This is a genomic window from Aquirufa nivalisilvae, assembly GCF_004307455.1.
Taxonomy (GTDB): Bacteria; Bacteroidota; Bacteroidia; order Cytophagales; family Spirosomataceae; genus Aquirufa; species Aquirufa nivalisilvae.
Window position 1 is genome coordinate 228,708 of record NZ_SEWX01000001.1, and the last position, 14,951, is coordinate 243,658.

Below are 14,951 nucleotides of genomic sequence, written 5' to 3' on the forward strand. Positions count from 1 at the left end.
ATTTTAGCTTTGTAAGATTTCTTTCATGGTTGCGACTGGATTTTCCACTCGACGAGCATATTGATGACAAAATTTATTTTTGGCAACTTGTAACTCCGGACTCGTCCACCATGCGTCTAAATTGTCCCAAATCTCATTGATATGCTTTGTTGCATCATCGGCTGTTCTAAATAATATACCTACTGATTCTAACAGCTCATAATAAGGCAGGGCCTCTTCATTAATCTCATCAAAATAAAATTGATCAAAAAATGCTATGGTCGGGATATTTAAAGAAAGGGTTTCTAGAATACCCGTAGAATCATAAGAATGTACTACCAATTTACTTTTATTGATTAAATCCCAAATTGGAACTGTCCCTGCATCGTACGGAAGAGTGGGATCAAAATCAAGCCAACGTTGTTTATCACACCAAGCACCTAAGGTATAATATGACAGTCGAATGTTCAGTTCACTTTTTAAATCCTGATGAAGTCCACTTACAAACCTAAATTGTTCTTGCTGATATATCTCCTGATTTAGATGTCTATCATAAGTAGCCAATCGATTATAAATTGTTCTTTCTATCAGCAATATCCCTTCTCCTGAACATTTTTCTCTAACAGGAAAGTTGGCCGTTTTAAACACAAAGGCCGGGACTACATGAGATGTTCCACTTCCCCAACCCCATGAAATAAACTTATCTGAGGTAGAATATTCGGGAATTTGATGGGTGTGATAAATCCAAGTTCCATACAAATTTCCATGCTGACCTACATAATACTTAATCCCTTGCTCTACTTTCTGAGCTGTCCATACTTTGAATACCTCGTCAGTATCAAAATTGTTAGAAGTAAAAATAAATTTAGGTGAGCTTGGCCAGGGTAATTGGGTAGTAAAATCGACTAAGCTACTGTAGCCTTCGACATAACAAGTAGGAATACACTCGGACAAAATTTGCCGAATGAATAAATCAAAACCCGAATGGCCCGAATAATTAAAGGAAATCTTACTCCTTATTTCATTATCAAATTCACATGACTCTACCGTTTGCTGTTCCCAAAAACTTGGAAATTGACCTAAACTTAATTGCAATTTGACTGCCAGGCCAACTGGTAAATAGCTATTGATGATAAATGCATCATCATCTCGAATCAAAAAACGAAATACGGATTTCCATATACGTTTCAATCTTACTTTAACCCCTTTTTCCTGAACCAAAGGTGAAGATTTTTGAAAGCTGATCGAATCATCTTCCACTGGCACCCTTCTTCTTTGAGATATCCCTTTAAAATCTAATACTCTTTTATAAAAATTCTGGTTCCATAAATCACTATACAAGGCAAGTTGAAATCCATAAGAATTTAGCGTAGCCAAACGGTATTGATCATTCCCATAAACAATTACCTCACTGATATCATAATGGTCCAACGCATGCATCAAACCATGGTATCTATTGATGCATACACTAACAAATCTTTGAAGCCAATACCCTAGCACAATATCCCAATATCGTCGACTATGATTACATTGGTGTAACCTATTAAGTTCATGACTTAGTTCATCCAGTAATTCTTCGTATACACTAATTAGTAGCTGATGATCTTTGGACTTTTGATCGGGTTCTAGCCCATATGGAGAAACCACTTCAGCATCAAGTATTGACCAGCTTTCTTTTCGATGATATTGCCTACACCATTCTCCCAAAAATAATATAGGTTCGTCTTTGGGCCATGTTTCCTCGTCAGCTGTTGTTACTAATACTCGTTTGTTTGACATTTAATTTTGTTAATCCTAATCTATTAAATTGAATCTTTGCCTTGCTGTCGAAGCCAAATAAAATAGTCATATTGGTAAAAAAAATCCGCTACTAAACTCGTATCGTATTGAGTATTATTCCCTTGCAATAAGAGTAAGCGGATTGACTCTAGATGAATATTAAATTGATGCCAAGTGCCTTCATAATTTTCTTTATTAGACACCAAATCTTGACACCAACCCGATAAAGTTTCGAATACATTATCTTGTAAATTCACTAATGAATCATAGTCTAATGAGGGACTTTCATTTGTAAAACTATATCCCAAAATTTCCATTTCTGCACCACAGTAAATCTCCGTTTGAAGAATGATTTCAGGGGGTAACACTTTTTTCCATTTATCTCTAGAAGCGGACACAATCCCTGTTGATTCCTCACTCACCTGATAACTCGAATTAGGCTTTTTAAAGCCTTTATTTATCATTTCAGAACTATAATCTAAGCCTAATAGATTCGTGATTTTTTGAAGGGTTATTTCAGGATCTGATATGATATCCTCGTATTTTACACCTACAAACCTATCCTTCATGAATAGATCATCATTTTCAAACTTCCATTGATAATAGACAGATTTTCTCCAATCTCTGATATTAAAAAATATAGGAAAACGAGAACCTTCGTCCTGATAATTGGACGCAATCACAGCCCTAGGATCTCTCAATATGTTAACAAATTTCATGTTGGGGAATGTCCTAGCTAATGGTTTTAGCAATTGCTCACACCAAGCAGTTTTTACCCCAAAGCAAGTTGTCCCAGGTTGTCCATAGGCCTCAAACAACAATTGCAAAATTTCGAGAAATAATCCATCAAAAGTAGTTGCCTTACAATATTGAAGTGGCTCAATAATTTCAGGACAATACTCTCCATCTCGAATAGCGATACGGGCTAATATTTCTTCTTTTAAATAAGGAGGAATAGGATGATTAAAATCGGTTTCATCAATAAATCGACTTACCTCTTTACTGCCCGAAAAGAAAAAATGATCAATCGGATACCCTACATCTTTTTTCACATTTTCCACGTGAAAATAGGCATAACGCATGAATCCTTTAAAAAACTCATTCATTGGATCTGCGATACACATAATGTTTGGGTGGTGATCCAAACATTCTGATAGTAAGGTAGTACCACTTCTGGCCAATCCTGTGACCAGGACCATATTACTGTCTTTATTCATGTTGACTTAATTCATGTATTAAACCTTGAGCTTGCTCTAGTATCTCATTTTTCATTAGCTCTTGATCTAAATATCGGACCCCTCTAAATAGAGGAAATGTTTTCCCCCCAAAACCTCTTTTAAACATGGAAATAGATAAATCTTTATCTGTGGGTGAATCAAAAAATTGAGGCCCAAACTGCTGATTATCTAATTCCATATAATCCCAACCTCTTGATTTATAATATTCCATAGCCTTCCATTGGCTTAATGGCCCATATGTCAATGGTACTTCTACATCTGGATCATCTGCTTCCGAAGCATAATAAGCGGTCTTATTTAAATGGACAAAATAAGAGAAGCTCACAAATTGACCTTGATACTTAATTCCAAGCAACATAGCTTCATCATTTTTCAGCATTTCAAATTGTTGATTGAATGTAGCTAAGGGACGAGTAACTCTTCCCGCCGCCTTGAAATGAAGATTTCTGTAATTTTCGTGGAGGGCAAAATCTGGATTATTTACATCCATGATAACCACTTCATAGGTTCTTTCTCCCTTATTGATTAGCGCTTTGTATGACTTCCTCAGTTCCATCCACAATAATTCTCTAGTCTTCTTCAAATCAATAATTTGAGTTGAGATAGAGACATCCAAATAACCATTTCTAGTCAGGTAATTAAAATTTTCACTTAGATATATAGCACATAGTGGATCAATCAAAAAATTGATTTTTTTCACTTGATGTTCTTTTGCCAAACTTTCTATTATTTCGAATGCTTCCTTTTCTATGGCTTTTCCTTGCATCTCGATGACCGACTGATCGATCAAAGGAGTTCGAAGACTTTCCAAAAATTCTCCCCTGTAAGAAAATCGATTGACACCTTGATAAGTTTCTAGATAAAGTGGACAAATGGCAATTGGGTGTTCGCCTGGGGCTAGTAAAATAAAACTCAGGTCCTTAACAAATCTATCTTCGGAATAAAGCTGCTGATACTTCATCCATCCTAATGAGTAAAAAACACTGACATGGGAATTCTTCGAGATAAAGTTATTCCAATGCTTTTCAAATGATGGGTTTTCTCTAAATATAACCTGACTTTGCATTATTTATTTAATACTGTTAATCACTTTACTGGATGGAAATCCTCCGCACAAAGCCCCAATAAAACTTGGTCTTGAAAAGTGCCGTTTAGCATCCATAATTTTTTCAATAAACCTTCTTTTTCAAATCCTGCTTTTTCAAAAGCCTTCATGGAACCCACATTCTTTTCGTAGCAACCTGCTTTCAATTTGTGTAGGTTTAAGACATTAAAACTAAAATGCGATACCAACTGGATCGCTTCTGTAGCGATTCCTTTGCCCCAAAAGGCTTTATCTCCAATCAAAAGACTTACATCTGCATAACGATGAATCCAATTAATAGGACCCACCTTAATATTTCCTATATGCATGGAAGATGTTTTATCACAAATTGCCAAAAGAACCTCATTGGAATTTCCATCTTTGCTTCGAACGAATTCCTCAATATTGTGCATGGATTGCGGCAAAAAACGAGTTTCAAGAAACTGGTTTATCTCTGGGTCATTTAACCATTGGTAATAATTTTCATTGACATCTGAAAGTCTTACTTCACGTAAGTAAATTCCAGACCCTTCTATAAAATGGTGGTATGGTTCCATATCAATATTCAATTTTGGTTGTCAAGCCATTTTCAATCCACTCTTGTGGCGTAAAAAAGCGATCTCCTGTTCTTAATTCGTGTATGACAGCGTTTCCTGAAGTATCATTCACTTCTGATAGTATGATGGTCCCCTGTCGGGTTGATACATATAGATTCCCCTGATAAATTTTATAAATTAATCCACATTGAAATGGATGAAATGGGCCATCATTCGTTTCAAAGCGGGCTTTTTTTATACGTACCATTTTGCCATTAATTTGGGTACTAACTCCCGCATAGGGATCATCAAAAGCACAAACAAATTTTTCAATATCTAAGGAATCCCATTGCCAATCAATGAATGCATTTTTTAAGGTATGTAATCTTGGGAAATACATACTAAAATTCTCTTGGAGCTTAAACGTATGAAAATGGTGTCCAGCAGAAATTTCATCAATAAATTCCTTGATAAAAAGTATTTCTTGGGATGTCGCAAATGCAAAATAATCATCTGGAATTCTAGCCTCATTAGGGAAAAGATATTCTTTAAATTTAATAATTTCCCCTGAATCAAAAACCCCTTGAATCATTTCATCATTGATGACCTGAAGATTACAAGCCCCTATCTTATTGCCCCTTAAAATTTGCCAAGTATAATGTGCCCCACCTCGATATTGAGGCAAGCGGATACCCATTAAGTCAATCAGTCTTCCTTCAAAAAGTGTAATTACCTCTGGCTTAAAACTCCAAGCTTCGCCTAAGCCAATTGCTAGACTATTTTCCGTAATTGAATTTAAAAATGAATCACAAAGATTAATATCCTCGGTAACGATATACTCAATTTCATTTTGCCTTAAATATCCTTCAAAAGTTAATCCACTTGGATAAATTATATCGGAAAGCTGACGAGGTGCAGTGAATAAATCAAACCTTAATATCCCCGATTGTTTGATGTATAGTGCTAACTCGGCAGTACACCTTGATCCACCCAATAAAATTACATGACTTATATTACCAAATTTCATATGTCGATTTCTTTTGAATAAACTTTTTGTCTACAAATTGACTGAGGTATTTATGAAGTGTTTGAAAAGGAATTTTATATTTAAAACATAAATCCACTAATGAATTATTCCCATCAATATTAAATTGAACTTGATTCATGAATAATTCAAATAATTCAGGTTCGTCTTTACTGTCAAAATACAATCCATGTTTAGTCAACCAAGGAGGCAAAATATGGGTATACTCTGGTATAAAATCCTGTTCAATTAATTGAATTAAGTAATTCACAAAATCAAGTGCTTGATTTAGATACTCATCTGAAAGTTTATCTGGAGTGTCATGACTTGAATGGTATTCATCAAAAGGAAATCTTTGTATTGCTACACTTGGAATTTTTATAGTTGGATATTCATACACCCTTTCCTCATTTCCATATCCTCCAAACATATTCGTTACCTTGTAATTTTTTAGAATATGTTCTGAAGCAATTATCATCAGCTTATCTATATAATTATCCCCACGCAATGATTGCTTTATTAACCATTCTTCACCCCTTCCAACAGTTTCTAAATTAATCATAGATTTTGTTCTTCGAACAACATCCATATTATTTCTCACATAAAAAAAAGTACCTATAACTTCTGGAATCAGTAAAAGTTGATAGGTATAATAAGGTTTGAAATTTTTATTCTTTGAAAGACTTTTAAACATCTCTATTAAAACTGCACAACTTGATAAATTGTCGTTACATAATTCATCTATATGTGCTGTAAAAGAAATGATATGATCTGTCTGTCCTATAATGGTGTACTCACCCACTTTCATTGATCTGTTGAAATCTTTTTCAACCTCGATTACTACGGAATAAGATTCATCTGGCATCGAATCCCAAAGTTGTTGTGGTAACGTGATTCCCCAATCAACAAGACTGTAATTATAGGCATTTCTATGTTCCATAAAATAGGCATCTTTCAATATGGGATGACATCTCACGTGCTTCGAAATTTCTTCCTTAGAAAATATGCCTGAAACAGGCTCGCTATATGCCGCTACAATTAAATGAGAATCCCTATCAGAAGCGATTAACTTCCCATTTATATCTCTTATTTCAGCTTTAATTAATTCCCAGCCACAAGGCACTTCCCAATCATCAGCAGCTTCATTCGGTTGATATTCATGTACAATTAAATCTGGCAAATACGTTTTTACCACTTCAAATGCTTTATCCATTCCAATAGAATTAATCATCCTTCTAAAAGGGAAAATTTCTTCTACTATTTTTTTAATTCCTAAATTCATCATTATTTAATAAACATAGCTTCTTCTAATCTACTTCCTCTAGAAATATCCATTGTTGCAATTTGCCCTAAGACACTAACATAATATTTTGGATGCAGTCCAAAACCGGGCCTAATACTTCTCACATTTTTCTCCGTAAATACTTCACCTGCTTTTACATCTTCAACCACATACAAAGAGCGACTAAAATCTTTACCCTTGGCCTGTTTTTCCGTTAACCGATAATCTACTTGTCCAATCGCTTTTTCGGCTTCTCGCACAGCTTTTACCATCTGTGCAAATTCTTCTTCGTTCATAGAAAAAGAAGCATCAGGTCCACCAATTGATCGGTCTAGAATAAAATGTTTTTCAATAATTTTACCTCCAAATACCGTGGCAACTACAGGTGCTGTACTACCTAAAGTATGATCAGATAAGCCCGAAATAACATCAAATCGATTAGCTAAATCTTGTACCATCATTAAATTAGCTTCTTCAATGGGAGCGGGATAACTAGAAGTACATTTGAGTAAGGCAATATCTCTATTTCCCATTCGATAACAAGCATCTAGAGCCAAAGAAATATCCTCTTCAGTGGCAATTCCCGTAGAAATAATGACTGGTTTTTGTTTAGAAGCCACGTATTCAATCAAGGGAATATCGGTTATTTCAAAAGAAGCAATTTTATACGCGGGAGTATGTAAGTTTTCTAAAAAATCGACTGCCGTTTTATCAAAGGGAGAAGAGAAGCAAATTAATCCTTCGTCTGCTGCTGCTTTAAATAAAGCCTCATGCCATTCCCATGGAGTATATGCTTCTTGATACAAATCATAAAAAGTTCTACCATCCCAAATGGAATTAGACCGCAATACAAAATCCTCATGGTCGCAATCGATGGTCAACGTATCAGCTGTATACGTCTGTAATTTTATAGCATCCGCACCCGAACGTTTTGCAGCTTTAATGGTTTCAATAGCTACTTCAAGACTACCATTATGGTTTGCTGAAAGTTCGGCTATGATAAAAACACCTGATTGCGCACTAATTTCAAAAGAACCTATCTTCATGTACTAATTAGTTTAAAATATCTCCAATGTGAATGGTTAGGTCAAAAGGTCTTACTTGTTTCAATTGTACAACGCCATTGGGTGTTTTCACCAAAATTGGATTAACAGAAATAATTTGTCCATTGGGTTGATCAAAATGAAATCCTCTCTCAGCAAATACCAGCTCATCTATAATTAATTTCTTCCCTTGTAAATAAGAAAATGCCCCAGGATATGGGAATGCCTGAGCCCTCACCCAGTTTCTAATTCTTTCCCTTTGCCAATTCCAATTGATTTGACCGTCCTCTGGAGTCCTTTTCCCAAAATAGGTGGCTAATGAATCGTCCTGTTGCGTCAATTGATATGAACCAGATTCTATTTTAGTAAGAACATCTTTCAATATGGGAAAATAGAGTTTTTTATATTTTTCCAAAATCAAATTGCCTGTGTCTTCTGATTCAATTCTAACTTGGATTTGTTCTAATATGGGTCCAGTATCACAACCTTCATCTATCACATGTGCTGTAATCCCTGTCTCAGATTCGTTATTAATAATAGCCCAAACATGAGGCGTTCTACCTCTATATTTCGGTAGTAATGACCCATGAATATTAATTGCAAATTTAGAAGGATGTCCAATTAGTTGATTATCAATAATATATAAATAGTTAACTGAAACTAGGACATCAATACTTTTATCTTTAATAAAGGTACTTGTCTTTTCATTTCTTGGATTTCCCACAAAAATTGGAATTGAATGAAGATTAGCATAATCCAAAATTTCCAAGGAATGCCTATCAGTAAAGACGAAAACAATATCATGGATCTCCCCAATTTTTATTAGAATTTCCGCTCCAAGTCCTCCACTTACTAATAAGCCTAACCTCATAGCTTATTCCATTTTGAATGAATAATGACGCTTTTAAATGCGTCATTGAAATAACAATGTTCCTTTAATTCCGCTTCTTTGATAAATCCATTAAGCTCTAAAACGGTATATAAATGCGGTCTCAGGTCAAATGCATATACATAAATCTTATGCAACTGCAGTTCTTCAAATGCTACTTCTTCAATTAAATTTAAATAGATTGACCAATGTTTTTCAAAATTATCCTTTTCTAATTCTGTATTCATGATGAAGGAAATCTCAGCATTTCTATCCATCCAATTGATGTGAACTAGTCCGCCATATCCTATGCATGTATCGCCTTCCAAATATGAAAACAAAATCTGATTGGGCTGATCTTGATTGAAAAGATTGGAGATGGTATTTGAAAAATAATTCCTCTGCTCCTGCTCCGTCAGTGGTTTATTTTGTCGCAAATGATAAATTTGCTCATTCCTCCACTTCATAATATCCAATTGATCTTTATCTCGAATTGGAACTATTTGAAAAGGACCTTTGGTAAATACTTGTTTTTTAAATGCTTTATATTCTCTACCCATCAACAATCTAAATTTTCAATTTTGCATTCGAATCTCAACTCCCGCGTTGAATATTTGAGAACGTGTTTGAATGAGGTTCTGATCACGGTGGGCAAAAAATGACCCTGCGCAAACTGCTTCTACGTTCGCTAGGAGGAATGCATCTGAAAAATGCTTCGCTAAACCGCATCCTCCACCACAAATAACAGGTATGTTCACCTGTTGTACTAGGCTACTGGGAACTTGTAGTTCAAGGCCATTCCTCATTCCATCATGGTCTATGCAAGTCAAAAGTAATTCACCTGCACCCAACGCTTCAGCTTGGATGGCCCACTGAATAGGATCTATTCCTGTAGCAAGAGTTCCTCCTTGAGTGTATACTTGAAAACTTCCATCTGCCTCTTTTTTGTAATCTATACTGACTACCACACATTGAGCACCATATTTATTCGACATTTCTGTGATAAATTCTGGACTTTCAACCGCTTTGGTATTAATAGAAATTTTATCTGCCCCATGAGATAATAATAAACGAAAATCATCGTCACTGGCTACACCTCCACCTACGGTCATCGGCATAAAAATCTCTTCTGAAACCTTAGCAATTACTTCACTAAGTGTTTTGATATTATTGGTATTACTCTCGATATTCAAAAAAATTAATTCATCGGCTGATTGATCTTGAAATATTTTTGATTGAGATACGGGATCACCTATTTCTATTTTATCGCCAAATTGCTTAGTTATGACCACAACTAATTTATTTGGATTATTTCTGCTGGTTGCTAATTGCAATTTGGGTATCAATCTTTTCTTAGACATCAGGGTTTCCAGTTTATAAAATTTTCTAACACCGTTAATCCTAAATCTTGACTCTTTTCTGGATGAAACTGAGTAGCGAAAATATTATCCTTCATAATGGCAGCAGTAACCGTTTCCCCATGTTGATAGGTGGCAACTCTTTCCGCTTCATGACGAACCTGCACTTGGTAGGAGTGAACTAAATAGAAATCCGAATTTTCGGGTAATCCTTTAAACAAGGGTATTTGCTTGTCAAACTGAATGGTATTCCAGCCTATGTTGGGTACTTTCAGGGTCGAATTTCCGGGATTTAAACGAACAACATCTGCATCAAACCAGCCTAAGCATGTATGTGTACCACCTTCAAAACTCTGCTTTGCCATCACTTGCATCCCCAAACAAATACCAAGAGTAGGTTTCGCTAATTGGAGAACTTGTTCGTTTAGAGCTTCCGTAAAACCACTTTCATTCAATTTTAATATACACTGACTGATAGCTCCAACTCCAGGCAACACAATTCGATCTACCTGACTTAAGTCTTCTGGTTTACTACAAATTTTGACGCTTAGCCCCAGGTATTCAAAAGCATTGAATACGGATAATAAGTTCCCCATTCCATAATCGACAATTCCAATCATCTATTGAGACTTTCTCCAATTTTCAATTTGCACATCCGCTTCTGATCTATCCATTTTGCCACTTCTTGTCCATTGATTGAAGTCTGGTAGCTTAGCTCCTGCTTCTTGTTCAAAAACATTTAGCTTCCAAGGCGAAACAGTATGACTCTGGGCAATTTCAAAAAATTCTGCTTCAGTTAGCCCCACCATTTCAAGAAAGATTTCTAAGCTTGCCGGTTTTTTGCCTTCAAATTCATCGATCATTTTCTCTCCATCTTCCCTATCTAATCTTCCATGACGAATATCGATGGATGCCAAGGCAGTTGGTCGAGTATATCCACGCTTAATGTATTTAATATAATCTCTAACTCCCTGCATGTGGCATTCAATCTTCTCGTAATTGTATTGAGGAGGTACATTTTCAACCAAATCTCCTTTCCAACCCAATTCATCCATAATGATTTTGGATTGAGTCTTTACATCCCAAGGTATATATGAACCAAGGCAAACGCTTTTGTAGTTAAGGGCTCTCAGCTCTTTCAAAGGAGGATAAGTATATGGTTTAAAGTCTCTTTCATCCAAATCACCTCCTAATCTCACAGCCATATCTAAGGCCGTAATTCCCAAATTCACAAAACGATTAAATCTTTTTTCATCCACTTCTTCAGGCTGATCATAGCTGTAATAGGAAGTATATTCAGCTGATGGCTCGCCCCAAAATATAAGCGGTACTTTATATTTTATAGCAATGTGCATGGGGTATGAAAAAATCCCAGTATGGCAGTGCCAACAAAAATCTCCTTTTTCTAAAAAGCTTTGCAACATTAATTTTTGCACTACTTTCCAATTGGGAGTAAATGAAATAAAATCAGCTCCTAGACCTCTTAGTACATTGATGGTGTTTTCATTTAAGTTTGGTCTTAGAAAACCATGATCAAAACGAACTACCAGTGGCTTGACTTTAAACTCTTTCATTAAATAATATAATGTCCAAACACTATCTTTCCCACCACTAAATGGAACGATACAATCGTAATCATATTTGCCCCTGTGCATTTCGATAAGTTCAGACAAATCCTTTTTTCTTGATTCCCAATCAATTTTTCCTTCCTTAAATTCGACTTGTCTGCAAATACTACAAACTCCCATTTCATCAAAAGAAATTGATTCATGAGTTTCTGGGAGTAAACATTTGGTGCACCTTTTCATTAGAATATTTTTTAAATATGAAATTTAATTTAGTCGTTTAAATCCTGCATGACAAACAGGGCCCTCTAATAATTCATTGATGTTTTTTTGACCCTTTTCACATTCAGAAATTACACGGTATACTTGATCCAGAGCATTAAAGTAAGAAGTAAAATGTGCTTCTTCATGTGCTACGGAGGCATAAAAATTGGTACTTGCTAGAAAACCCATTTTTAGCATTTCCTGCGTGAGATAGGTTTTATATTTTAATGCATTTTCTCCTGCAAATGAGTACGTAGAAAGTGAAGGAATACCTGAGATTGAAATATTCAGTTGATGACTATCTGCTAACTTTTTCCATCCTCTCTGCATCTTCAAACCATTTTCGGTAATGATTTCCCAAGACTTTATTCGCCTCATTACTTCCAAGGTTTTCAAGGCAGCCGTTGGGCCAATTCTCTCTGTCCAAAATGTACTACTTATAAACGTTTTTTGAGCTGCTTCCATGACCTCTCTCTTGCCTACTACAGCTGTTAAGGCATAGCCATTGCCAATTGTTTTGCCAAACATAGCTACATCTGGTTCGACGCCATATTTTTTATATATCCCTCCATAGGTCTCTCTAAATCCGGAGGTACATTCATCAAAAATTAAAACTATATGATGTTTTGTGGCCAAATCTCGAACTTTTTGAAGAAAATTATCCTCAGGGCCGAAATTTCTGACAACTTCCATTTTAATCACTCCGATATCTTGATTCTTAATCAAGTTTTCCAACTCTTCTATGTTATTGTAATGAAAAGGGAAAACGGTGTCTTTCAGATTTTTGGGGACACCCGAAGGATCTAAACCTGGCAAAAGGTGCCCTGATAATCCATCGCCTTGGTTATGGTTAGTAGATAAATACCAATCATGCCAACCATGGTAACCACAAATTGCGACCTTATCCTTTCCTGAAGCCGCCCTAGCAATTCGAATAGCTATGGCATTTGCCTCGCCTCCACTTCTAGCAAATCGAACCATTTGTGCCCAAGGGTTCATTTGAATTAACTCTTCAGCTAACCAAACTTCTTCAGGGCAATTGAGCGTACTCATGTTACCATTTTGGACGGTTTGAATAACAGCTGCATCTACTTCATCATTGCCATATCCTAAGGTATTAGTACCAATACCCATAATGCACATATCTAGGTACTCTTTACCATCAAGATCCCATACTTTACACCCTTTTGCCTTGCTATAATATGAAGGCCAATTGTCAGGTAAGAACATTTCTGGTCTTTTCGACAACAACATGGTTCCTCCAGGAATGAGTGTTTTAGCTTTTTTATATAATTCTTGACCTTTCCCCATTATTTATCATCTTTTTCTAAGGATTTAATATATCCTTCGTTTCGAACAATTTTTTGATTTTCAAATACTTTAGGATTCTCAACAATAAAATCGGCATATGTCTTCCAACTTTCATCCAATCCAAGTTTAGAGATCAACAAAGTGATGGTATCCAAATCGGAAGGCTCATCCACAGTCATTCTAACTTGATTATAATTTGCATTTGCTGGAAAATTCATCGCTTTGAATAAGGTTCCACCATTGAAATCCGTATTTTTTCTGATGTATGGTGTAACATGCTCCCGTTCAGATGGCAGTTTCGCCTCAAGCCAAGCTTTTTCTAGAGCGGACCATTTGATTACTTCAATATCCTGTCCATCTGGAAATTCTTCAACCAAAATATTGGCCCCATAATCAAGGTTATTTTGAACGGTCATTTCTATAACTTGATCAATTAATCGATGGTCAATCAATGGGCAGTCTGAAGTAACTCGAACAACAAAGTCTGGCTTATCATTTTTGGCGGCTTGATAAAAGCGATCAAGAACATCATCAGTGGACCCTTTAACTGCTTCTATGTTTTCTAGCATTGCTATTTCCACGATTTTATCTGATTCATTTTCAAACGTGGTGGCAACAACTATTTTTGACGCATTCTCTGACTTTTTCAGTCTTTTCAGATGAATTGAAAGTAAACTCTCCTCTCCAATTTTCTTTAAAACTTTTTGGGGAAATCTCGTACTTCCAATTCTCGCTTGAGTTAATATAATGACTTTTTCACTTACCATAAGGAAGGATTTAATAAATCAACGTTCAATATTTTGATGGCATCAATATGTTGAATTGTTTCTTCAGAAAGAACCGTTGATGCATTATGAACATTTTGTTCCATTTGCTCTAAACTATCTACTCCAAACAATACTCCATCGATGTATTTTTTCGATAATACATAGGCTATGGCCATATCATTTACAGAAATATGATTCTTTTTTGCAAGGGTAAGAAGTAGTTGAATTGATGGAATTAATGATTTTAGCTTTTCAGGAAACGTGTTTATTTCCTTAAAAAATAGACCTTGAAGAAAAACTGATCTTGTATGAAGTTCTTTCCCTGCCTCTTTAATTTTCAAAAATAAATCCCCACGTAAACTTTCATTATCTAATAAATTAAAAGGAGCTTGAATTAAATCTATTTCTGGATCTTCAATGACTGCTTTCAATTGATCATTAGTATAAATTGAAACACCTAATTTTTTATAAAATTCACCTTTAAATTTTCTATTTAGAGGCACTATTTGACTTTTACTATTTTGGTAATCTGAGTAAGAATGAAACATCATGGAGTTGACCGAATCAACTTGAAGTTTACCAATACTTGATTTCAATGAATCCTCACATGTTCTTCCATTCAAATTAAATTTGGTAATAATTTCAAATTTTTTGGATGGCCACTTTGTGAAATATCTCCCTAGCACTTCTTCGGCATTTCCATAATTGGCTGCAGTATCTAATCGACAAATTCCGTTTTGAAAAGCAAAATCCAGTATTTTGAACGCTTCTTCTTCCGCAGTTTGGCCATTTAAGTTATTAATGCCATAATTTAGACCAAACTGTACCGTTCCCAATATCAATTTTGACATTG

15 protein-coding genes are annotated in these 14,951 nt (G+C 35.4%); all 15 read right to left on the minus strand.

The annotated features are described in order from the left end of the window. Nucleotides 1–3 precede the first annotated feature (3 nt). From EWU22_RS01090 to EWU22_RS01155, 15 genes are read right to left on the minus strand one after another with little or no spacing between them, the layout of a single operon-like run. Nucleotides 4–1,758, minus strand: a complete 1,755-nt coding sequence (locus EWU22_RS01090; protein ID WP_130924050.1) for an LIC12162 family transferase — start codon at nucleotides 1,756–1,758, stop codon at nucleotides 4–6. A 23-nt stretch (nucleotides 1,759–1,781) separates the two neighbouring features. After that, nucleotides 1,782–2,975 (minus strand): sulfotransferase family protein, encoded by a 1,194-nt coding sequence (locus tag EWU22_RS01095; RefSeq protein ID WP_130924051.1) that lies wholly within the window; start codon nucleotides 2,973–2,975, stop codon nucleotides 1,782–1,784. Continuing rightward, a complete protein-coding gene (locus EWU22_RS01100) occupies nucleotides 2,968–4,062 on the minus strand; it encodes a hypothetical protein (RefSeq protein WP_130924052.1) in 1,095 nt (364 codons plus the stop codon). The genes EWU22_RS01095 and EWU22_RS01100 overlap by 8 nt, the downstream gene beginning before the upstream one ends. Before the next feature lie 20 nt (nucleotides 4,063–4,082). Then, nucleotides 4,083–4,637: a GNAT family N-acetyltransferase gene (locus EWU22_RS01105; RefSeq protein ID WP_130924053.1), complete on the minus strand. Its 555-nt coding sequence runs from the start codon at nucleotides 4,635–4,637 to the stop codon at nucleotides 4,083–4,085. A 1-nt stretch (nucleotide 4,638) separates the two neighbouring features. After that, nucleotides 4,639–5,643 carry a hypothetical protein gene (locus EWU22_RS01110; RefSeq protein WP_130924054.1) on the minus strand — a complete coding sequence of 335 codons (1,005 nt, stop codon included), beginning with the start codon at nucleotides 5,641–5,643 and terminating at the stop codon, nucleotides 4,639–4,641. Beyond that, the gene (locus tag EWU22_RS01115; protein WP_130924055.1) at nucleotides 5,630–6,925 is read right to left on the minus strand and encodes a DUF4910 domain-containing protein; all 1,296 of its coding nucleotides are present in this window, start codon (nucleotides 6,923–6,925) and stop codon (nucleotides 5,630–5,632) included. Before EWU22_RS01115 ends, EWU22_RS01110 begins: the two co-directional genes overlap by 14 nt. Next, nucleotides 6,925–7,968, minus strand: a complete 1,044-nt coding sequence (gene pseI / locus EWU22_RS01120) for a pseudaminic acid synthase (protein ID WP_130924056.1) — start codon at nucleotides 7,966–7,968, stop codon at nucleotides 6,925–6,927. The genes EWU22_RS01115 and pseI overlap by 1 nt, the downstream gene beginning before the upstream one ends. A gap of 7 nt (nucleotides 7,969–7,975) precedes the next feature. Then, the gene (locus EWU22_RS01125) at nucleotides 7,976–8,836 is read right to left on the minus strand and encodes a methionyl-tRNA formyltransferase (protein ID WP_130924057.1); all 861 of its coding nucleotides are present in this window, start codon (nucleotides 8,834–8,836) and stop codon (nucleotides 7,976–7,978) included. Further along, the gene (locus EWU22_RS01130) at nucleotides 8,833–9,393 is read right to left on the minus strand and encodes a GNAT family N-acetyltransferase (protein ID WP_130924058.1); all 561 of its coding nucleotides are present in this window, start codon (nucleotides 9,391–9,393) and stop codon (nucleotides 8,833–8,835) included. Before EWU22_RS01130 ends, EWU22_RS01125 begins: the two co-directional genes overlap by 4 nt. A 15-nt stretch (nucleotides 9,394–9,408) precedes the next feature. Next, entirely contained in the window at nucleotides 9,409–10,194 is a 786-nt protein-coding gene (gene hisF, locus EWU22_RS01135; protein WP_130924059.1) for an imidazole glycerol phosphate synthase subunit HisF, read from the minus strand. Then, nucleotides 10,194–10,811, minus strand: a complete 618-nt coding sequence (hisH, locus tag EWU22_RS01140; RefSeq protein ID WP_130924060.1) for an imidazole glycerol phosphate synthase subunit HisH — start codon at nucleotides 10,809–10,811, stop codon at nucleotides 10,194–10,196. The genes hisF and hisH overlap by 1 nt, the downstream gene beginning before the upstream one ends. Then, nucleotides 10,812–11,999: an N-acetyl sugar amidotransferase gene (locus EWU22_RS01145; RefSeq protein WP_109324552.1), complete on the minus strand. Its 1,188-nt coding sequence runs from the start codon at nucleotides 11,997–11,999 to the stop codon at nucleotides 10,812–10,814. It lies immediately after the preceding gene. A gap of 24 nt (nucleotides 12,000–12,023) precedes the next feature. Next, complete coding sequence (locus EWU22_RS13430; protein WP_231962571.1) at nucleotides 12,024–13,331, minus strand: aminotransferase class III-fold pyridoxal phosphate-dependent enzyme; 1,308 nt, start codon at nucleotides 13,329–13,331, stop codon at nucleotides 12,024–12,026. Next, entirely contained in the window at nucleotides 13,331–14,098 is a 768-nt protein-coding gene (locus EWU22_RS13435; protein WP_231962573.1) for a glycosyltransferase family protein, read from the minus strand. The genes EWU22_RS13430 and EWU22_RS13435 overlap by 1 nt, the downstream gene beginning before the upstream one ends. After that, nucleotides 14,092–14,949 (minus strand): aldo/keto reductase, encoded by an 858-nt coding sequence (locus tag EWU22_RS01155; protein ID WP_130924061.1) that lies wholly within the window; start codon nucleotides 14,947–14,949, stop codon nucleotides 14,092–14,094. Before EWU22_RS01155 ends, EWU22_RS13435 begins: the two co-directional genes overlap by 7 nt. Nucleotides 14,950–14,951: the final 2 nt, after the last annotated feature.